Raw genomic sequence first — 19901 nt, 5'->3', positions numbered from 1 at the left:
ATAGGGGGTAACGCTGCATAAATGCCAACTATGTGTTGTTCTTAAACATAAAAAAAGGGCAATAAAGCCCTTTTATATCAAATGCTTTTATTACTTATTTAAATAGCGGGCAGCCTGCTTTGCAAAGTAAGTCAGAATGCCATCAGCACCTGCACGTTTAAATGCTAATAGAGACTCCATAATAGTGGCTTCCTCACTCAGCCAGCCGTTATCAATAGCGGCTTTATGCATCGCGTACTCACCACTTACCTGATAAGCAAATGTTGGTACACCAAATTCATCTTTAACGCGGCGTACAATGTCTAAATAAGGCATACCTGGCTTAACCATTACCATATCGGCGCCTTCTTGCAAATCAAGAGCCACTTCACGAATAGCTTCATCAGAGTTGGCAGGATCCATTTGGTAAGTTTTTTTATCAGCGCCTTTTAAGTTTCCTGCTGAACCGACAGCATCTCTAAATGGGCCATAGTAGCTTGATGCATACTTTGCTGAATAGGCCATAATGCGAGTGTGAATAAAGCCATCGGCTTCAAGGGCTTCACGAATTGCACCAATACGCCCATCCATCATGTCTGATGGGGCAACAACATCAGCACCTGCATGTGCGTGTGATAGCGCCTGCTTCACCAAAATTTCGGTAGTGACGTCATTAATCACATAACCTGCATCATCAATAATGCCGTCTTGACCATGCACAGTAAATGGATCAAGTGCAACATCGGTGATCACGCCAAGCTCTGGAAAGGTTTCTTTTAATGCGCGAACAGTTCTTTGTGCTAAGCCATCATCGTTATACGCTTCTTCAGCGAGTAGAGATTTTTTATCTGCAGGCGTAACAGGGAAAATAGCGAGCGCAGGGACGCCTAAATCAACTAATTCTTTAGCTTCTTCTAGCAGTAAATCAATTGATAAACGTTCAATGCCGGGCATCGATTCAATGCTTTCACGACGGTTTTTACCTTCAAGCACAAAAACAGGATAAATAAGATCATTAACACTCAGCTGGTTTTCAGCCATAAGGCGACGAGAGAAATCATTACGGCGCATTCTACGCATGCGAGTATATGGGAAAAGGTCTAGTCCAGATTGGGCCATAAGTTATACGCTCCTACTGTGAGATTGGAAAATTAACCACTTGATTGCGGCCATGTTGTTTTGCTAGATAGAGTGCCTTATCGGCACGCTCAGTAAATGTTTCAGGGTTATAAACATCATCGGCAATATGAGTATAAACACCGGCACTAATGGTGTATTTAATCGTAGTACCTGCAACACTGACAGTGTTTTTTTCTATTGCGCACCGTATTTGCTCGGCAATAGCTAACGCACCTTGATTATTAGTATTGGGTAGCAGGACGACAAATTCTTCACCACCATAACGCGCCACTTCATCAAGAGGACGTTTTAATTGTTGTTTAATAACATCACAGACTGCTCGAATTACCTGATCGCCGGTTAAGTGGCCATACGTATCGTTGATTGCTTTAAACTTATCTATATCAAGCATAATGATGCTCAAGGGTGTTTGCTCACGGCGTGAACGGCGAATTTCCATGATTATTTTTTTATCAAAAAAGCGTCTATTTTTTACCCCTGTTAGAGCATCTTCCATATTGAGTTGTTCAAGCTCGCGGTTTTTATCTTCAAGTTCCCTAAGTGTGACTTGTAACTCAAAGGTGCGCTCATCAACTTGGTTTTCAAGTTCATGGCGAGTGCGCTCTTGTAATTCAATCCGCTCATTTAAGAGCGCATCTTGCGCTGCACTTTTTGCAATCAATGCCTGTTGCGTTGTGACTTGCTCATCGCGTTGTAATATAAATAATTTTATGACGGTGTAGCTTAAACAAAATGAGCAGCTTAATGAGGCCGCGAAGGTGAGTATTAAGCTGGATCTAGTGACTGTATACAGGCCTGTTAACGCAACGGAAAAATGAATGACTACAATTAAAAAGAACCCGAGTGCCATTAATAGAGATTTATTGGGGCTCGTGGGGTTTTTTCGTAGATAAAATAATGTTGTGACAACATGATAACTTAAAATGACAGGAATGCTTAAAATAGCAAACAAAGCCACGCTTGGAGTAGGCAGCAACCCTATAAGTACAATAACCAATGCATATAAGGTGGTAATTATTGTTTGCCCTTTAACTAAGTTGGATTTAATGGGTATGCAAACATGGCGCTGTAAAGGAAGAAACAATACCGTGATCAGCATTAGCAAAATAGGCAGCATCAATTGCTGTAAGGCTGCTATGCTTGGAGGGGCATAACGAAACCCAAATCCGCCTAAATATGCTAAAAATAGGCTAAGCATCAGTGTAATCACACCGGCATAGGCAAAATAATGTTTACGTGAAAAAGCAAATAAAACCAAGCTACTGATAGCCAAAGAAAAAATAAATCCAATCAGTAATCCATAGTGCAAGTTAAGCATACTTTTATGGGCTAATAATGCATCTTGTTGCCATAAGGTGAGGGGGACGCGAAGCCCGATTCCCGCATTATTATTAACGTTAAGATAAACGGTGGTTTCGCTGTTAGCGGGAAGTGTTAATTTAACCAGCAAAGACTCACTTTTAATCGCTCTATTAGATAAAGGAAGAGCATCACCAAGATGTTCCGATTTTAGTTGCTTCTCACCCATAAAGTGGTACAGGTATACATTGTTTAGAAGTGGGTTATCTAACGATAAAATTGGCTCTGTTGGCTTATTAAGATAATTATTTAGTTCAAATTTAATCCACACAGGGCGAGTTTCAAGACCTAAATTAAGCGGTTTATTATTAAGTGACTGCCATTGTTGTAAGTTGCTTTGTTGTGCATCTTCTAGTGAGTTGGGGGTAAATGAATAATGAATAGACTCTATTTTTTTTGAGCTAAATTCACTATTTATATCAATTGCAGTTGCAGGGAAACAGGATGTAAAAAACACCATGATGAATGCCAGCAAGGTGCTAAAGATGCGCATTATTTTTTCTCTAATCCAAATAAGCGATTAAAGTTTTCACGAGTATGCTTTGCCACTTCAGATGCCGGAATGCCATAAAGCTGAGCAAGCGTGTCACACACATAATGCAGCAGTGCTGGCTCGTTTCGTCTTGATTTTGGCTTTGGTTTAACTGTACGAGGAATTAAAAAAGGCGAATCGGTTTCTATTAATAAACGTTCAATAGGAATACTCGGTATAAGTTGTTGTAACTCCTCGCCACGTCGTTCGTCACATACCCAGCCGGTAATACCAATATAAAGTCCTAAGTTTAAGTAACCTGAGAGTGCTTGCGCATTGCCTGTAAAGCAGTGCAGTACACCGCGAACAGTAAACTCTTTTAAAATAGTGAGCATATCCTCACTGGCATCACGTTCATGCAAATAAACAGGCAAGTTGAGTTTTTCAGCTAATGCAAGCTGACGACGCAAAACAGCACGTTGTATATCTCTTGGGGAAAAGTCGCGATTATAATCTAGCCCGCACTCACCTATAGCAATAACTTGCTCATTTTGAGCGAGCTGAGTAAGTTGTTGCTCAAGCTCAGGGGTTGCTGTTTTAGCGTCATGAGGGTGAATACCAGCGGTAGCATATTGATTATAGTGCGCAGCAAGTGCTAATGATTCTTCACTGGAGGTTATATCACAGCCAATAATCAGCATCTGGTTTACGCCCGCATCTTTTGCTCTGGCGAGCACCTCTTGATGCTGACCATCAAATTGATGATTAGTTAAATTTACGCCAGCATCAATTAACGTGTATTGCATTACTGAGTACGTTTTACACGAATTGAACGGTTTTGATCTGCTTTTTTAAGTAAAAAAGAGTTGAATACGCCACGGCTAATAATAACGGTATCACCTTCGTCTAATCTTAAGCTATCTGAGCCAATTTGACGCCATTGCTGGTTATTTTCTAAGGTAATGATTAGCTCACCATAAGGTGCTTTTTTAACAGATGAAATCTTTGACGTAATAGACTCTTCACCATTTTCCGCAATTTCTTTATGCTCTAAACCAAACTCTTTTGCTTTGGTGGCCACAGGCGCTGTTGCAGCGGGAGCCTCAGCTTTTACATTTGTTTGTGCCGATTTGCTTAGCTGGCTTTGTGCTGGTTGTGTTAAAGACTTTCCGGCAATGGTGTTGTCGTAGCAGAGTAAACGATTAAAGTCGTTTTCAATAAAACTACAGGCTTGCAAAGCTTGCTCATTAATAGGAGTAGCGGCTAAAACCGGTACGCTGACTAAAGCGAGTAAAGAAAGTAAATACTTGTTCATATTATTCCTTAGATTCTTGTTGTGGTTTTGCGGTATAAAATTTAGCTAAAATTAAACCAAGCTCAAATAAAAGCAGCATAGGTAGTGCCAATAGGGTTTGTGAAAGCACATCAGGAGGCGTTAAAAACATTGCCACTACAAATACGCCAACCACTATATAGGGGCGCTTTTCTTTTAGACTTTGTGTGGTTGTTGCACCGCTCCAGCAGAGCAACATAATTGCAACTGGGATTTCAAATGCGATCCCAAAAGCAAAAAACAGCTTGAGCACAAAGCCTAAATAACTACTTATATCGGGCGCAAGCGTCATCATTTGCGGCCCTACACTGGTGAAAAACCCTAAAATTATAGGTAGCACCACAAAGTAACAAAAAGCAATGCCACTATAAAATAAGATAATACTGGAAGCCAATATGGGCATCAGCATTTTCTTTTCATGTTGATATAAACCCGGGGCTATAAACCCCCAAATTTGATGCAAAATCCAAGGAATGGCAGCAAATAAAGCAACAAACAACGTCAGCTTAAAAGGGGCAAAAAACGGTGCAGTAACATCCGTTGCAATCATAGTGGCTGTACTAGGTAAATGAGCAACTAAAGGAGCGGCTACAAAGGTATAAATATCGTTTGCAAAGTAAATTAAGCCAATAAAAATCACTAAAATACTTAATAACGATTTAATTAGCCGGTCACGTAATTCAATTAAATGAGCGACAAACCCTGATTTTACTTCCTCAGTCATTGTGTTTTATACCGTGTATTAAGTGCATGAAAAAAAGAGAGTGCTATGTTCACTTTGAGTCATCTGTTTGTTGGCTATTTGATGCTGGCGTTTGACTTTTTTTATAGCTATGGGTGACTGATTGCGCCGCTTGTTGTAGCTCAGAAACAGAGTTTTGTAGGTCAGGACTTAAATCTTTAAGACCTTGTTGCTCTGCTTTTTTGAGATTTTCGTGTAGTTCATGCACACGAAGCTCCTCGCTCACCTCCGCTTTTACGGAATTGGCCATTGCTTTTGCTGTTTTAACCCAACGGCTCACAGTTCTAATAGCGACAGGTAAGCGCTCAGGACCAAGCACCACCAAACCGACAATAAATACAACAACAAGCTCCCACATTCCCATGCTGGTTAAACCCTGTCGTTGTCTTTAGTTTTGCTAGTTGTACTTGAATCGATAGGTGTTGATTCTGCTGATTTTTCAATGTGTTCTGTTTTATTTTCGCTGGCTTGTTTTTCAGCGCTTTGTTCATCCGACATCGCTTTTTTAAAACCTTTAACTGCGCCGCCTAAATCACCACCGATACCGCGTAGCTTTTTGGTACCAAATAAAAGTACAATGATTGCAAGTACAATTAATAGCTGCCAAATACTAATACCACCAAACCCCATGGTTTTCTCCTGCTTTTAAAGCCGTTAATATTAAGATTAAATGCTGATTATACGCCCACAGCGGTAAATAGCACTTAGTTTATGCGCGGCGCCAAGCCGCTATAAAGCCAACTACAGCACAGCCTAAGACAACGCCAGCGGCCATTAAGTTGTGTTGTAAATAAAATAAAGCTGAAACGATCATCGCTGCACTACTAAAAAGTCCTAAAACCAAGGGCTTATGTGAAACCGTTGATGTTGGAGGTTGTGCGTGCGGTGCTCGTTTTAAATTTTGATAAATTAAATCAGGCAACTCAGGCATCTTTTCTGCCCAAAACGGTAAGTTTGCATACATTTGCTTTAGTACAGAAAGCGGGCCAACCTGTTGTTTTACCCAGTCTTCTAAAAACGGTTTTGCGGTTTTCCACAAATCTAGTTGTGGATAAAGCTGGCGACCTAAGCCTTCAACATACAACAAGGTTTTTTGTAATAATACGAGTTGTGGTTGAACCTGCATATTAAAACGACGTGCGGTATTAAATAAATTAACCAGTACATGGCCAAATGATATTTCAGCAAGTGGTTTATTAAAAATGGGCTCGCAAACGGTACGAATAGCAAATTCAAACTCTTCAATGCTGGTATCGGGCGGCACCCACCCTGAATCAACATGTAGCTGAGCTACTTGGCGGTAGTCACGATTAAAAAAGGCAATAAAGTTTTCAGCTAAATAACGTTTATCTTCTTTGTTAAGTGTTCCCACAATACCGCAATCTATACCAATATATTTAGGATTATGCGGGTTTTCGCGCGACACAAAAATATTCCCAGGGTGCATATCTGCATGAAAAAAACTATCGCGGAATACTTGGGTAAAAAACACTTCCACTCCGCGCTCAGCTAGTAATTTCATATTGGTATTTTGTGCCATCAGTGCTTCAGTATCTGACACCGGAATACCGTAAATTCGCTCCATAACCAGCACATTATTGCGGCTGTAGTCACTGTATACTGTTGGAATATATAGCGATTCTGAGCCTTCAAAATTACGCTTTAATTGAATGCCGTTAGCACCCTCACGCATTAAGTCTAGTTCATCGAGTAATGTTTTTTTATACTCTTTAACCACTTCTACAGGGCGTAAGCGTTTCGCTTCATTAATTAACTTACCAACAACTTTAGCTAATTTTTCCATTAAGGCTAAGTCGGCGTTGATTTGTTGCTCAATATTAGGGCGAATAACTTTAATAACAACATCTTGCGATTCGCCCTGCGCATCAACTAGGGTGGCAGTATGCACTTGAGCAATTGAGGCCGATGCCAAGGGGGTTTGTGAAAACTCGCTAAATAGCTGGCTAATATCATCTATTTCTAATGCTTTTTCGATGATCTTTTGCGCTAATTCACCTTCAAAAGGTTCTACCTGATCTTGTAAAAAGGCTAGCTCTAGCGCGATATCGTGGGGTAACAAGTCACGACGGGTTGAGAGCATTTGGCCAAATTTTATCCATACCGGGCCAAGTTGTTGCAGCGCTAAACGAAGTCTTAAGCCCGGGGGGTTATTTTTGTGTTGGTTGCGCAACCAAAACAAACTTCCTCGTGCAAGTTTAGCAAACCAAGGTACTTTGTGTTTTGGAATAAGCTCATCGAGTCCGTAGCTAAGCAGGGTTTTAGTTATGTAATACAATCGGGCAGTTGACACAAAAAATCCTTAGCGCGTTAAAGTGCTTTAATTAGGGCGTTAATGCGTTGCTCAATGGCAGCAACTTGGCTTTTTAGTGCTCTATTTTGTTGTTTAAATTGCGCAAGCTCTAATGGGTGAATTGTAATTGCCAATTCATCTTGGAACAGGCTAATCAAGGTGCTATCGAGCTGTGATTTTGCTTTTTTACCTTGCTGCTTAAACGACTGAAAGTGCAAATAAAGTTGCTGTGCAGGTGCATCCCCAACATACTTTGCTAGTTGCTCTGGCCAATCAATGTCTAAACTTGAAAAGGCGGAGCTATAATTTTGAGCTATGTTTAAATCCCCTTGCAAATCAAGTTTGTCTTGACGTATAAGCTGGGTAAGCATGGCTGGATTTTTAAGAGCTAACAAAGTGTTTATATTGGCACTGATCATACAGTCAGCGTCAGCATGTGCTAATGCAGTGTAAAGATGTAGCTGCTGATTGGCATAAGTAATGGCTATTTTTTGCTGCCAATCTCTAACTTCAACTAATAAACGCTGATGTTCTACCGCTTTTAGCTTATCGACTAAGCTCGGGTCGAGTTTAAGCGCTTGATTTAATACTTGTTCAATAAGCGAAAGCACAAAGCTCGGTAGCATAAAAAAACTGCTTTCAGCCGATTGTTCTTTATTGTTTTCTTCAAGCGCCATAAATTACTAACCTTAGTATTTAAACCCACGGTGAAGTGCAACAATGCCGCCTGTAAGGTTTTGATAAGTCGCTTGTTCAAATCCTGCTTCGACCATCATCGCTTTTAGCGTTTCTTGATCTGGGTGCATACGAATTGACTCAGCTAAATATTGGTATGATTCACTGTCGTTAGCAACCAACTTACCCATAGTAGGTAAAATGTTGAAAGAGTAAAAATCATACGCTTTGCTCAACAATTCTTGCTCTGGTTTTGAAAACTCAAGAATGAGTAAACGACCACCTGGCTTTAAAATACGATACATAGAGCGCAGCGCTTTATTTTGATCCGTCACATTACGTAAACCAAAAGCAATCGTAATTAAATCAAAGCTATTATCAGGGAAAGGCAAGGCTTCGGCATTCATTTGTACGTAATCAATGTTGCCTACAAGGCCTAAGTTATGCAGCTTTTCGCGGCCTACTTTTAACATTGAAGAGTTTATATCACCTAAAACAACCTGACCGGTTTCGCCAACAAGCTGGCTAAACTTTGCAGTTAAATCGCCAGTACCACCGGCTAAATCTAATACATGATGACCTTTACGAATACCTGAGCTGGCAATTGTTTGACGTTTCCATAAACGATGAATACCAAAAGACATGAGATCATTCATAACATCGTACTTTGTCGCAACAGAATGAAATACATCAGCAACCATAGAAGCTTTTTCGGTTTCGGCAACAGTTTTATAGCCAAAATGCGTGGTCTTTTCAGGGTTCTCGTTCATGATTAATCTCTATCGTGGTAATAAAGACTAGTGTACTTGATTGTGCACCAAGGGTGCAATTTGAATATGATTTATCAGTTAATTTTATTGTTTGAACAGTGTACTGGGTTATTGAGAAGAACGTGACTTAAAAGCGGCGTTTGAGGCACTTTTAACCAGCTGGTTAAAGTCGCCTTGTTGTTGCTCAGTGATCCCTAGTGAGAGAGAAATGGGGGGTAGTTTTAGATCGCTTTTTGAACTAATAAAACGTAGCTTTTCAACTCCGCTTATCACTTTTTGTGCAATAAGGTTAGCGGTTTCGGGTTCTATGTTAGCAAGTAAAACGATGAATTGATCTTTTGCAGAGCGCCCAGCTAAGCCACTTTGCGAAACATATTTTTGCACTTGCTTAGCCACTTTATTTAAAATCACTTCGCCAATGGCATCGCCAAAATTATTAATAAAATGCTCTAAATTATCAATTTGAATGGCAATAGCTGAGATTGATTTGTCTTGTTTTAACCATAACTGTGTTTGTTTGGTTAAATAATGGCGTTTGTATAAGCCAGTTTGTGGGTCAATCACATGTTGTTTGCGTAAGGTATTAAGTTGTTTTTTAGTTGCTTCGTGTAGTTTTTTGGCCTGACTTAGTTGGTGTTTAAATTGTGCTTGTTGCGTTAATAAAAGCTGAGTTTGTTCATTAAGCCTTTCTAAAGCAATACGGCTGTTGGCAATATTATTTTCATCTAGAGAGTGCATACAGTCATTAACATGACCTGCAAAGTCGTTTAGCTTTTTTTCGGTCTGTTGAGCATTTTGCGATAGTGAATTGATCACGCCATTGACGTTTTCAATCATTGCTACTTCGGTTTTATGCCCTTGATTTAAATATTCAAAATAGAGTTGTTCAATAAACAGCTCATCAATATTTTGATGGGCATCTATGGCATCATCAATGGCATTATTAAGCGCAAAATGGATTTTACTAATGTATGTATACACAACTTGAAAATTTAAGGGGGTAGGAGGCAAAACATGATGCTCTAAAAACATACATACTTTTGTCATTTTTTCTTGTGCTAAAGCCATGGAATCATGGAACATCATTTGCAATTACCAACCAAATACGCATAAATGCTGATTTATAAAACTCGTCCAATGAGGCAATTTGCTTCCAAGCAACGATACAATAATCATTATATCCGTTATTTAAAAGTAAAATGAGTCGTAGTTGGCTAAAATAGCACTATAATTTCAATAACCGTTGTTTTTCTGAGCAATTACTCTAATTGTTAAGTATTAACTTAAGTTAATACAATGTCTCACGGGCGTATATTTTGCGCAGTTGGTCGTATATCTATTTGCTATTTATCTAGGCTACGATAGGTTTATCACATCTGTAATATTACTAAGATCAATCACTATGAATTTATCTCTTTCAAAACAAATGCGTCTTTCCTTATTAAGTGTCACTTTAATGTGCTCACTAAGCGCGTGTCAGCTCACCGCAATTAATGCGGATCAACAATTTACGCAAACAGCTGAAAATATAGTACAGCATCGCCAAAATGTTAGCCCGTATAGTAACCCCGAAGGAGTTGATGGCTACTTATTACCTAATTTGTCAGCTGAATTTTTAGCGCAGCAATATCAAAAAAACACCCAGCTATTAGCAGATTTAGATGCCATAGATGTAAGTAAGCTCAGTGATGAAAACCAAATTAACTACAGTATTATTCGAGCGCAAGTGCAAAATAGTGTTGATGAATATGTATTTAATACGCACTACATGCCTTTAACGTCAGAATATGGATTCCATTCAAGCTTATCGTTTATTGTTAATAGCTCTGATTATAAAACCGCACAAGATTATCAACACTATTTAAAGCGATTACAGCAAGTGCCGCGCTTTTTTGAGCAAAATATGGCATGGATGCGCAAAGGATTAGAGGTTGGTTTAACTCAACCCAAAGCGGTGTTAATTGGTTATCAAGACTCGATTACTGCTTACATTGTTGATGACGTCACACAATCTGAATTTTATAAGCCATTTTTAAACAATACCGCGGGTTTAAGTGATAGTGAATTTGCAGCGTTACAACAACAAGCTAAAGCAATTATTAGCAGCCAAGTTATTAATGCCTACAAAGACTACTTAACTTTTTTTAATAACGAATACTTACCAGGCGCACGTAGTGATATTGGTATTTCGTCAACACCGAATGGTGAGGCCTTTTATGCAAATCGTGCTAAATATTACACCACCACACAAATGACCCCAAAAGAAATACATGAGCTGGGTTTAGCGGAGGTTGCGCGCATTCGTAGTGAAATGGAAGCGGTTATTAAAGAAGTAGGTTTTAAAGGCACATTTGCAGAATTTATCCACTTTTTACGAACAGATCCGCAGTTTTACGCCACAACGCCTGAGCAATTATTAAAAGAGGCCGCGTATATTGCAAAAAAAATGGATGCACAGTTACCTAAATTATTTCATACCTTACCGCGTAAACCTTATGGCGTAGCGCCGGTGCCTGCCAATATTGCTCCTAAGTACACTACTGGGCGCTATTCGGGTTCGAGCCGTGATGATCAAGCCGGCTTTTATTGGGTGAATACCTACGCTTTAGATAAACGACCACTCTATGCTTTAGAAGCATTAACTTTGCACGAAGCTGTTCCGGGTCATCATTTACAAATATCACTCAATGCAGAACTTGAAAGCTTACCTAGCTATCGCCGTGATGCGTATTTATCAGCGTTTGGTGAGGGCTGGGGACTGTATTCAGAGTACTTAGGCGTTGAAGCGGGTTTTTATCAAGACCCGTACAGCAACTTTGGTCGTTTAACCTACGAAATGTGGCGTGCTGCACGTTTAGTGGTTGATACGGGTATGCACATGTACGGCTGGAGTCGTGAGCGTGCAATGAATTTTATGGCCGATAATACGGCGCTTTCATTACACAATGTAAAAACAGAAACCGATCGTTATATTTCATGGCCTGCACAAGCGTTGTCATACAAAATTGGTGAGTTAACAATTAAACGTCTGCGTGCAGAGGCCGAGCAAGCATTAGGTCAGCAGTTTGATATTCGTGAGTTTCATCATCAAATATTGCGCCATGGTTCAGTGCCTTTGTCGGTGCTTGAGCAGCAAATACGTTTGTATATACAAGCAGAATTAGCAAAAACAGATAGCTAATAGCGCATTATTTTGAAACTATAAAAGCGTGGTGTTATTTAATGACATCACGCTTTTTTAGCATTTAAGGATAAGTAATGAGTCAATTTATAATGTTCAGTATCGATGTGTTTGCCAGCTTATTTATTGTTGTATTTGGATTGCTGGTTATATTAATTGCTATTTTTTATGTTCGAGATGTTACCCAAACAAAGCATGCTATTAGGCGTAATTATCCAGTAATTGGACGTTTCCGCTACTTTTTTGAACGCCAAGGTGAGTTTTTTCGTCAGTATTTTTTTGCTCTCGACCGTGAAGAAATGCCCTTTAATCGCGCCGAACGCAGTTGGGTATATCGGGCTGCTAAAGATGTTGATCATACGGCTGCTTTTGGTTCAACCCAAAGCTTAGAAACGACAGGCACCGTAATGTTTATGAACTGCGCATTTCCTACCTTAGATGAAGAAGCCTTAGCGCCTAGCAATGTAACGCTTGGGCCTTATTGTAAATTTCCTTACACCACAAATTCGTTATTTAATATATCGGGCATGAGCTTTGGCGCGTTATCCAGTCCTGCTGTACGTGCACTCTCAAAGGGGGCAAAATTAGCCGGTTGTTGGATGAACACGGGGGAAGGCGGACTTAGTCCGTATCACTTAGAAGGTGGTGCCGATATCGTGTTTCAAATTGGTACGGCTAAATATGGTGTGCGCGACGATCAGGGAAATTTAAGCACAGAAAAACTAAAAGCCGTTGCTGCACACCCAGCAGTTAAAATGTTTGAGCTGAAAATGAGCCAAGGTGCCAAGCCAGGTAAAGGCGGTATGTTACCTGGGCGAAAAGTGAATGCTGAAATTGCTAAAATAAGAGGCATACCTGAGGGGCAGGATTCAATTAGCCCAAATGGGCACCCAGAAATAAAAAATCCAAACGATATTTTAGACATGCTCACCACGATAAGAAGTACAACCGGTAAACCGACAGGCTTTAAAGCGGTAATTGGTGAACATGCTTGGTTAGAAAGTTTATTTGCCGAGATAAATCATCGTGGTATTGAGTCTGCACCCGACTTCATTACCATAGATAGTGCTGATGGTGGTACCGGCGCTGCGCCTCAGTCTTTACTCGATTCGGTGGGGTTACCGCTAAAAGAAAGTCTTCCTTTAGTTATTCAGTTACTAAAAAAGCATGGCCTTAGAGAGCGAGTTAAAATTATTGTCTCTGGCAAATTAATTGTGCCCTCAAAAGTTGCGTGGGCATTAGCACTAGGTGCCGACTTTGTTGTGTCTGCACGTGGACATATGTTTGCACTAGGCTGCATTCAGGCTATGCAATGTAATAAAGATACCTGCCCCACAGGAATTACTACGCATAATGAACGTTTACAGCGTGGTTTAAATGTTGAGGATAAAGCGCAGCGGGTCGCAAATTATAATAAATACATTCATTACGGTGCGGGGCTTATTGCACATTCTTGTGGCGTTACCAGTGCTCGCGAATTAAAACGCAAACATGTGCGTATAGTGCAAGAGAGCGGTCTTTCTGAGCCACTAGATAAAATGTACGAGCACTATCATTAAATATAGCTTAAAAGGCGCTTAAAGCGCCTTTTTTAATAAAATAAAGACTTAGTTTAGGGTCAAACAGACCCTAATTTAAATGGCTTATTAGCAAGCTGAAAAACGCGTCTTTAGTATCGCAAGTGTGGGCATTTAAAATCAATTGCTCACCCAGTGCTAATGTTTGTTTTTGTACGTTTAACCGTGCGGCCTCATCGGTAATGCCTTCTATATCAATTACATTAGCAAGGCCTATAGTGCGTCTAATTAGCTCTATGCCACAGTAGCCAATAGCATCTTGTAAAACATGTTTCATAAAATACTCTGCGTAGCCTGAAGCTTTAAGTGTTTCATCAGTTGTTTGCTTATTTATGAGCTCAAACCACTGTTGTTCAAATGTGGCGTAGCATTCAACCAATGTACTTAATAAATGGGTTTGATAATTACGACGTGCTACAAAGTCGTCAATGCGACCGTGCTGAGCACAGTAATTTAGTAGTAAGTTACCGATAAAAGATCCAATATCAAAGCCAATAGGGCCAAAAAAGCCAAACTCAGGGTCGATCATTTTAGTGGTAGTTTGATTAACAAAAATACTTCCGCTGTGCATATCGCCATGCAACAAGGTTTGTGGGTTCGATAAAAAGTTAGCTTTTAGCTTTGCTACTTCAAGTTTTAATGCCCCGTTTTTACGAATAGCCTCAACTTCAGTTTGTAATTGTGCCGGATAGTTGTTGCGTTCATGCTCTGTGTACGGATCGCTAAAAAATAAATCTTCAGTAATTTGGCACAGTTCAGGGTTGGTAAATTGGCTAATACGTGCTTTTTTATCTTGCGCTAATAAATAAAAGTCAGAGTTATAAAAGCCCGTTTGGCTTAAATATACAGCTACGTGGTGAGCAAGGTTTGGAAATTGTTCAGCATTATTTTGCGCTGTACGCAAAATTTGCAAATCACCTAAATCTTCTAAAATGGTCAGAGCTAAGTCTTTATTGTAATGTAAAACAGTAACCGTATGCGCAGGGCAAATAGCCCCATGATTAAGTAAAACTTCTGCCTCAATTCGTGCCCTATCAAGTGTTAATGGCCACGACTCACCTACACAACGCGCATACGGTAAAGCTTGCTTTAATATAATACTGTTGTTTTGCTCATCCGTAATTCTAAATACTAAGTTGAGATTACCGTCACCAAATTCATAAGCGGTAAGCGCTTGCCCCGGCTTAAAAAAGTCGTATTGATTAGATTCAATTAACGAATTGATGTAATTAATAGCGTGCTGTGCATTAAAAGCAACATAGTTAGTCATGGTTTTATTCTCAATAAAGATGCATTTAAGCATTCTATACCTTTAAATGTTTAGATGTCTATAAGTCTAACTTGAGAGTTCTTCAAAGTGGTGTAAAATAACCCTACGCACTTCTAATCTTTTGAGCCTTATGCAAAATTTAATCGCAAGCAGTTTAAAATATGAAAATAGTACGCTGAGTGTACTTGATCAATATTTGCTTCCTCATCAACAAGTGTGGCATGAATGCCACACTGTAGAGACCATGAAAGAGCTGATCATCAGCTTAAAAGTGCGTGGTGCGCCACTTATAGGCTTAGGGGCCAGTTTATTAATTGCTTATTTAGCTGAGCAAGGTATGACTAGAGACGCGCTTGCAACCGCCATAAATGAGCTAGAAGCCACTCGCCCAACAGCGGTTAACTTAATGCATTGTATGGCGGCGTTGCGCCAAGCGCTTAAGCAAACTGATTATGTTGCCAGTATTGTTGCAACGGCTGAGCAATTATTTGTTGAAGACATTGAGCTATGTGAACGCATGGCAACGCGTGGGGCTGAGCTAATAAATAGCGGCGACAATATATTAACTCACTGTAATACAGGCGCTTTAGCCACTGCGGGCATAGGTACTGCATTGGGTGTTATTTATAAAGCACAACAAGTCCATGGCAATGTCCATGTGTGGGTGGATGAAACGCGCCCCTTACTACAAGGTGGGCGTTTAACTGCGTTTGAATTGGAGCGTTGGCAAATACCTTACACGCTAATTTGCGATAACATGGCGGCCAGTTTAATGGCTGCAGGTAAGGTAGATAAAATTGTTGTAGGGGCTGATCGTATTGCTGCTAATGGCGACTTTGCCAATAAAGTCGGTACTTATAATTTAGCGGTGCTTGCGCATTTTCATAATATTCCATTTTATGTGGTGGCACCGGTTACTACGCTTGATGTAAAGACTGCCCAAGGTAGCGATATAGAAATAGAGCAACGTAATCCACAAGAAGTGCGTGGTGTTAGTGGTAGTTTTGGCGAGGCATTGTGGGCTCCCACTAATGCTAATGTATATAACCCCGCATTTGACGTAACACCCGCCAAGTTGGTTACTGGGTGGGTGTTAGATACCGGTGTTTATAACCAAAGTCAGGTAGAAAATGGCGTGCTCACAAAGCTGAAGTAATTTTGCGATGCGTTTGGTCCACGTTATGTTTATTAGTGTGGACCAGGGTTTTGAATGATTAACTTACGGTAATAATGGAAATTGCTCTGCAATCGGTGATTCCGTGCTTTGTGCTACCCAACCTTGTGTATTGTTAAATAGACGAATAGCGGTAAATTCTGGGTCGCTACCCATATCAAACCAATGAGGGGTCAGCTTAGGTACTGAGATCAAATCGCCTTGTTGACAAAGTACTTGGTACACTTTACTGCCAATGTGTAAGCAAAATAACCCTTGGCCTTTGACAAAAAAGCGTACTTCGTCTTCGCTGTGAGTGTGTTCAAATAAAAATTTTTTGCGCAATTCTGCAGCATCAGGGTTGCCTTTAGCCAGCGATATAACGTCAACAGTTTGATAGCCGCCTTGCTGTTTTAAGCGTTCAATATCGCCGCTGTAGGCAGTTAAAATATTATCATTGCTGGTGCTTTCAGTGATCTCGGTATTTGCCTGCCATTGCTCAAAACGCACATTAACCTTAGCAAGTTCAGCGGTAATACGTTGAACGTCGCTACTGGTCAGCAGTGCATTATTGGCGTCAGAATCTGCAAAAATAGTGAGTTGGCTCATGCTAAATGCTCCGCTTTAAATTGGCTAAAATCGTTAATGTAGCTGTGCTTTGATGAGCTTTCTTGCCCATCGCGAATTAAATGTAAAGTTTTAAGCCCAGCGGTTTTTGCAGCATCAAGCTCTGCAACTACATCACTTAAAAACAATACTTCGTCTGGGTTAAAAGGCAATTGCGTTATTATGTTTTCATAGGCGCTTGGCGCTTGTTTGGCGCCTACTTTGGTATCAAAGTAATCACTAAATAGTGGGCGAATATCGCCAAAGTCAGAATACTGAAAAATTAAATGCTGTGCTTTCACAGAGCCCGACGAATAAACGTATAACTGTTGGCCAGCTTGCTTTTGTTGTTGTAAAAATTGATAAGCATCTGGGTATAAGTGACCAGTAAAATCACCGTTTTCATAGCCTGTTTGCCAAATTAAACCTTGTAATTGCTTAAGTGGCGTTATTTTTTTATCTTCTTCAATCCAAGTAAGTAAAGTGCTAATAACGGTGTCGATATCGGCATTAGGCTCGTTAATTTCAGCTTTTACAGCGCTAATTTGTTCTGCTACTTCAGGCTGTTCTGTGTGACCGCGCACAAATGCAGGCAGTTGTTGTGCGGCATAAGGAAATAGCACATCTTTTACAAACGAAATACGCGTAATAGTGCCTTCAATATCAGTTAGCAATGCTTTGATCATAGTGCGGTTCCTGTTATTTTTAAGCGTTCTAGCTCGCAACTAAATAAAAACTCTAATGCCTCTAAATGGCGGCGAACTTCATCAATGTTACGGCCAACAGCATATAAACCATGACCTCTGATCAATACGGCATGCTTAATTGGTGAGTGTAAGTGATGGTCGCTCACAAGTAGGCTTAAACGGTCTATATCTTGATCGTTATCGAAAATAGGGATGGCCAGTGATTCTAAGTGCGATGTAATACCGCTGAGCGCTTTTTGCATCTCGTAGCCGGTTAGTTCAAGCTGATGGCGTTGAATAATATTTGAAAGTACAGTTGCCGCTACCGAGTGAGTATGCAAAACATATTGCGCGTCAGGAATAAGTTGATACAAGCTCAAATGCAGTTGTGTTTCGGCTGAGGGTTTTATTGCCCCTGCAACACGCTCACCTAAATGATTTAATTGTAGAAAATGCTCAGGCATTAACGCGCCTTTGTCCTGGCCACTGGCTGTGACTACAAAGCCCGTACTGGTGCGAGCTGAAAAGTTTCCACCTGTTGCGGGTACCCAACCTTTTTGACTGACCCATTTTCCGGCTTCAATAAGTTCTGAAATAGCGGTATTGTTTTGCATACATTCCTCACTAATGAGCATAAAGCTATTTGTTTTAGACGGCTATACTTCTGTTTTAAGCAATGATAGCATCGCTTTGGGCGTAAAACCATCATTAAGGGTAACCAGTGTTTGAAAGTAAATTGCCAAATTTAGGCACCAGTATTTTTAGTCAAATGACTGCTTTAGCAAATCAATTCGAAGCGATTAATTTATCGCAGGGTTTTCCTGAGTTTGATGCGCCTGAGCTACTTAAAAAACAGCTTAATCATTATGTGCTTGAAGGAGTTAATCAATATTCACCTTCATCTGGTGTACCGCGCCTGCAGCAACAAATTGCCCAGTTAGCAAAACGAAAATATGCGGTTGAAATAGATGCCGCGCAGCAAGTAACGGTAACCTCAGGGGCAACCGAGGCGCTGTTTGTTGCCATTCAAGCGCTAGTGCGCGAAGGTGATGAAGTCATTGTATTTGACCCTGCTTATGACTCATACCAGCCAGCGATTGAATTGGCCGGTGGTAAGTCAGTTAATATTGCTTTGCATGCTCCGAGTTATGCAATTGACTGGCAAACGGTGGCTGCGGCTATCAATAGCAAAACGCGGGCTATTATTATCAACACTCCACATAACCCAAGTGGTAAAACGTTAAAACAGCACGATATTAATGCCCTAAAAGCCTTAGTCATCGAGTATGATTTATACCTGATAAGTGATGAAGTATACGAGCATATTACTTTTGATAAGCAACCACATTTAAGTGTGTTACGAGATGAGGAATTGTTTGCTCGCAGCTTTGTGATCTCAAGCTTTGGCAAGACTTTTCATAGCACTGGTTGGAAAATGGGTTACTGCATCGCACCCGCTACACTTGCGGTCGAGTTTCGTAAAATTCACCAATATGTGACTTTTTCAAGCTTCACGCCTGCGCAACATGCACTCGCCGATATGTTAGAACAGCAAGGTGAGCATGTGGATGCGCTAAGTGAGTTTTATCAACAAAAACGCGATGTGCTCAGTAATGCTCTACAAGATAGCCGCTTTAGCATTTTACCAAGTGAAGGCACCTACTTTTTACTGCTTGATTACAGTGATGTATCGGATTTAAATGACGTAGAATTTTGCCAATGGTTAGCAGAACAAGCAGGCGTTGCAGCCATTCCACTGAGCGTGTTTTATCAGCAACCAAGCAATGATAAAGTTATTCGTTTATGTTTTGCTAAAAATGATCAAACCTTAATAGAGGCGGCACATATTTTATGTCAACTTTAACCTTAGCATTATTACAAAGCTCGCTGCATTGGCTCGATAAAAAAGCCAATTTAGCGATGTTTGAAAAACAGCTTGCTAATATCACCAATCAACCTGATTTAATTGTACTTCCTGAAACCTTTGCCACTGGATTTGCGGTTAACCTTGACTGTGGCGAAGCTGAAAATGGCTCAGTACTGAGTTGGCTCAAGGCACAGGCGAGGCACTATAATGCGGTAATTGCAGGCTCGGTATTGGTAACCCAAGGAAGTAAAAAAGCGAATCGGTTTTACTGGGTACAACCAAATGGAGAAGTGAGCTATTACGATAAACGGCACTTATTTTGTTTAGGTAACGAAGGCGAGTTTGTAGTGGCAGGACAAACGCGTGAAGTGTTTGAACTCAATGGGTTTAAAATATTGCCACAAGTATGCTACGACTTACGGTTTCCGGTGTTTCAGCGCAATAACAATGACTACGACGTGATGATAAATATTGCCAATTGGCCAGCAGCAAGGCGCAATGTATGGGACACTTTATTAATGGCACGAGCAATGGAAAACCTATGCTACGTGGTTGGCGTAAACCGGGTTGGTGAAGATGGCAATGGTATTGCTCACAGTGGTGGAACTGCAGTGTATGACTTTAAAGGTGAGCCACTGATTAAAGCGAATGACGACCAGCAAGCACTACTAACAATCACGTTAAATAAAGCGCCGCTTGATGAGTTTAGAGCTAAATTTCCGGCACATTTAGATGCTGATGCTTTTACATTGGTATAAATTAGCGCCCAGCCGATAAAGT

20 protein-coding genes are annotated in these 19901 nt (G+C 40.4%); 5 read left to right on the top strand and 15 right to left on the bottom strand.

Annotation, left to right across the window (positions count from 1 at the left end):
• Positions 1–90 precede the first annotated feature (90 nt).
• From hemB to BM380_RS15445, 11 genes are all read right to left on the bottom strand, one after another.
• Positions 91–1098, bottom strand: coding sequence for a porphobilinogen synthase (gene hemB, locus BM380_RS15495; RefSeq protein WP_008108557.1), 1008 nt, complete (start codon positions 1096–1098; stop codon positions 91–93).
• Between the two features lie 13 nt (positions 1099–1111).
• Complete coding sequence (locus tag BM380_RS15490; protein WP_090495091.1) at positions 1112–2971, bottom strand: sensor domain-containing diguanylate cyclase; 1860 nt, start codon at positions 2969–2971, stop codon at positions 1112–1114.
• The gene (locus tag BM380_RS15485) at positions 2971–3756 is read right to left on the bottom strand and encodes a TatD family hydrolase (RefSeq protein ID WP_016899061.1); all 786 of its coding nucleotides are present in this window, start codon (positions 3754–3756) and stop codon (positions 2971–2973) included. Before BM380_RS15485 ends, BM380_RS15490 begins: the two co-directional genes overlap by 1 nt.
• Entirely contained in the window at positions 3756–4265 is a 510-nt protein-coding gene (locus tag BM380_RS15480; protein WP_090495089.1) for a hypothetical protein, read from the bottom strand. Before BM380_RS15480 ends, BM380_RS15485 begins: the two co-directional genes overlap by 1 nt.
• A gap of 1 nt (position 4266) precedes the next feature.
• Complete coding sequence (tatC, locus tag BM380_RS15475; RefSeq protein WP_013466202.1) at positions 4267–5007, bottom strand: twin-arginine translocase subunit TatC; 741 nt, start codon at positions 5005–5007, stop codon at positions 4267–4269.
• Between the two features lie 49 nt (positions 5008–5056).
• Positions 5057–5389: a Sec-independent protein translocase protein TatB gene (tatB, locus tag BM380_RS15470; protein WP_013466201.1), complete on the bottom strand. Its 333-nt coding sequence runs from the start codon at positions 5387–5389 to the stop codon at positions 5057–5059.
• 5 nt (positions 5390–5394) lie between these two features.
• Positions 5395–5655 carry a Sec-independent protein translocase subunit TatA gene (gene tatA, locus BM380_RS15465; RefSeq protein ID WP_090495086.1) on the bottom strand — a complete coding sequence of 87 codons (261 nt, stop codon included), beginning with the start codon at positions 5653–5655 and terminating at the stop codon, positions 5395–5397.
• Positions 5656–5734: 79 nt separating this feature from the next.
• On the bottom strand, positions 5735–7336 hold the full coding sequence (gene ubiB, locus BM380_RS15460) for a ubiquinone biosynthesis regulatory protein kinase UbiB (RefSeq protein WP_090495084.1): 1602 nt from the start codon (positions 7334–7336) through the stop codon (positions 5735–5737).
• Positions 7337–7353: 17 nt separating this feature from the next.
• Positions 7354–8013 carry a ubiquinone biosynthesis accessory factor UbiJ gene (locus BM380_RS15455; RefSeq protein WP_013466198.1) on the bottom strand — a complete coding sequence of 220 codons (660 nt, stop codon included), beginning with the start codon at positions 8011–8013 and terminating at the stop codon, positions 7354–7356.
• A 12-nt stretch (positions 8014–8025) separates the two neighbouring features.
• A complete protein-coding gene (ubiE, locus tag BM380_RS15450; protein WP_008108541.1) occupies positions 8026–8781 on the bottom strand; it encodes a bifunctional demethylmenaquinone methyltransferase/2-methoxy-6-polyprenyl-1,4-benzoquinol methylase UbiE in 756 nt (251 codons plus the stop codon).
• A 108-nt stretch (positions 8782–8889) separates the two neighbouring features.
• The gene (locus BM380_RS15445; protein ID WP_016899066.1) at positions 8890–9849 is read right to left on the bottom strand and encodes a GGDEF domain-containing protein; all 960 of its coding nucleotides are present in this window, start codon (positions 9847–9849) and stop codon (positions 8890–8892) included.
• A gap of 334 nt (positions 9850–10183) precedes the next feature.
• Here BM380_RS15445 and BM380_RS15440 point away from each other — a divergent pair, with 334 nt between their 5' ends.
• Both BM380_RS15440 and BM380_RS15435 read left to right on the top strand, forming a co-directional pair.
• The gene (locus tag BM380_RS15440) at positions 10184–11962 is read left to right on the top strand and encodes a DUF885 domain-containing protein (protein WP_090495083.1); all 1779 of its coding nucleotides are present in this window, start codon (positions 10184–10186) and stop codon (positions 11960–11962) included.
• A 77-nt stretch (positions 11963–12039) separates the two neighbouring features.
• Positions 12040–13521 (top strand): FMN-binding glutamate synthase family protein, encoded by a 1482-nt coding sequence (locus BM380_RS15435; protein WP_090495081.1) that lies wholly within the window; start codon positions 12040–12042, stop codon positions 13519–13521.
• Between the two features lie 70 nt (positions 13522–13591).
• On the opposite strand, the gene mtnK is transcribed toward BM380_RS15435, so the two are convergent.
• Positions 13592–14809, bottom strand: a complete 1218-nt coding sequence (gene mtnK, locus BM380_RS15430; RefSeq protein ID WP_217644061.1) for an S-methyl-5-thioribose kinase — start codon at positions 14807–14809, stop codon at positions 13592–13594.
• 130 nt (positions 14810–14939) lie between these two features.
• On the opposite strand from mtnK, the gene mtnA reads away from it, so the two are divergent.
• Positions 14940–15965, top strand: coding sequence for an S-methyl-5-thioribose-1-phosphate isomerase (gene mtnA, locus BM380_RS15425; protein ID WP_090495077.1), 1026 nt, complete (start codon positions 14940–14942; stop codon positions 15963–15965).
• A 63-nt stretch (positions 15966–16028) separates the two neighbouring features.
• Here mtnA and BM380_RS15420 read toward each other — a convergent pair whose 3' ends face one another.
• The 3 genes from BM380_RS15420 to BM380_RS15410 are packed head-to-tail and all read right to left on the bottom strand — an operon-like array spanning position 16029 to position 17868.
• Positions 16029–16571 (bottom strand): 1,2-dihydroxy-3-keto-5-methylthiopentene dioxygenase, encoded by a 543-nt coding sequence (locus BM380_RS15420; protein ID WP_090495076.1) that lies wholly within the window; start codon positions 16569–16571, stop codon positions 16029–16031.
• Positions 16568–17254 carry an acireductone synthase gene (mtnC, locus tag BM380_RS15415; protein ID WP_016899071.1) on the bottom strand — a complete coding sequence of 229 codons (687 nt, stop codon included), beginning with the start codon at positions 17252–17254 and terminating at the stop codon, positions 16568–16570. The genes BM380_RS15420 and mtnC overlap by 4 nt, the downstream gene beginning before the upstream one ends.
• Positions 17251–17868 carry a methylthioribulose 1-phosphate dehydratase gene (locus tag BM380_RS15410; protein WP_036957053.1) on the bottom strand — a complete coding sequence of 206 codons (618 nt, stop codon included), beginning with the start codon at positions 17866–17868 and terminating at the stop codon, positions 17251–17253. The genes mtnC and BM380_RS15410 overlap by 4 nt, the downstream gene beginning before the upstream one ends.
• Positions 17869–17975: 107 nt before the next feature.
• Here BM380_RS15410 and BM380_RS15405 point away from each other — a divergent pair, with 107 nt between their 5' ends.
• Entirely contained in the window at positions 17976–19118 is a 1143-nt protein-coding gene (locus BM380_RS15405) for a methionine aminotransferase (RefSeq protein ID WP_090495074.1), read from the top strand.
• Positions 19106–19879, top strand: a complete 774-nt coding sequence (locus BM380_RS15400) for an amidohydrolase (protein ID WP_090495073.1) — start codon at positions 19106–19108, stop codon at positions 19877–19879. The genes BM380_RS15405 and BM380_RS15400 overlap by 13 nt, the downstream gene beginning before the upstream one ends.
• Positions 19880–19901 lie beyond the last annotated feature (22 nt).

The sequence above is a fragment of the Pseudoalteromonas sp. DSM 26666 genome, from assembly GCF_900116475.1.
GTDB lineage: Bacteria > Pseudomonadota > Gammaproteobacteria > Enterobacterales > Alteromonadaceae > Pseudoalteromonas > Pseudoalteromonas tetraodonis.
The sequence above is the reverse complement of the archived record's forward strand: the minus strand, read 5'-3'. Positions and strand labels throughout refer to the sequence as shown.

What these genes read in the sequence shown, in the direction of transcription:
- mtnK (WP_217644061.1), bottom strand. Translation starts at nt 14,809, where the DNA reads ATGACTAACTATGTTGCTTTTAATGCACAGCACGCTATTAATTACATC.
- BM380_RS15435 (WP_090495081.1), top strand. Translation starts at nt 12,040, where the DNA reads ATGAGTCAATTTATAATGTTCAGTATCGATGTGTTTGCCAGCTTATTT.
- BM380_RS15420 (WP_090495076.1), bottom strand. Translation starts at nt 16,571, where the DNA reads ATGAGCCAACTCACTATTTTTGCAGATTCTGACGCCAATAATGCACTG.
- hemB (WP_008108557.1), bottom strand. Translation starts at nt 1,098, where the DNA reads ATGGCCCAATCTGGACTAGACCTTTTCCCATATACTCGCATGCGTAGA.
- BM380_RS15480 (WP_090495089.1), bottom strand. Translation starts at nt 4,265, where the DNA reads ATGAACAAGTATTTACTTTCTTTACTCGCTTTAGTCAGCGTACCGGTT.
- BM380_RS15410 (WP_036957053.1), bottom strand. Translation starts at nt 17,868, where the DNA reads ATGCAAAACAATACCGCTATTTCAGAACTTATTGAAGCCGGAAAATGG.
- tatA (WP_090495086.1), bottom strand. Translation starts at nt 5,655, where the DNA reads ATGGGGTTTGGTGGTATTAGTATTTGGCAGCTATTAATTGTACTTGCA.
- ubiE (WP_008108541.1), bottom strand. Translation starts at nt 8,781, where the DNA reads ATGAACGAGAACCCTGAAAAGACCACGCATTTTGGCTATAAAACTGTT.
- BM380_RS15485 (WP_016899061.1), bottom strand. Translation starts at nt 3,756, where the DNA reads ATGCAATACACGTTAATTGATGCTGGCGTAAATTTAACTAATCATCAA.
- tatB (WP_013466201.1), bottom strand. Translation starts at nt 5,389, where the DNA reads ATGGGAATGTGGGAGCTTGTTGTTGTATTTATTGTCGGTTTGGTGGTG.
- BM380_RS15455 (WP_013466198.1), bottom strand. Translation starts at nt 8,013, where the DNA reads ATGGCGCTTGAAGAAAACAATAAAGAACAATCGGCTGAAAGCAGTTTT.
- tatC (WP_013466202.1), bottom strand. Translation starts at nt 5,007, where the DNA reads ATGACTGAGGAAGTAAAATCAGGGTTTGTCGCTCATTTAATTGAATTA.
- mtnA (WP_090495077.1), top strand. Translation starts at nt 14,940, where the DNA reads ATGCAAAATTTAATCGCAAGCAGTTTAAAATATGAAAATAGTACGCTG.
- mtnC (WP_016899071.1), bottom strand. Translation starts at nt 17,254, where the DNA reads ATGATCAAAGCATTGCTAACTGATATTGAAGGCACTATTACGCGTATT.
- BM380_RS15440 (WP_090495083.1), top strand. Translation starts at nt 10,184, where the DNA reads ATGAATTTATCTCTTTCAAAACAAATGCGTCTTTCCTTATTAAGTGTC.
- BM380_RS15400 (WP_090495073.1), top strand. Translation starts at nt 19,106, where the DNA reads ATGTCAACTTTAACCTTAGCATTATTACAAAGCTCGCTGCATTGGCTC.
- BM380_RS15445 (WP_016899066.1), bottom strand. Translation starts at nt 9,849, where the DNA reads ATGGCTTTAGCACAAGAAAAAATGACAAAAGTATGTATGTTTTTAGAG.
- BM380_RS15490 (WP_090495091.1), bottom strand. Translation starts at nt 2,971, where the DNA reads ATGCGCATCTTTAGCACCTTGCTGGCATTCATCATGGTGTTTTTTACA.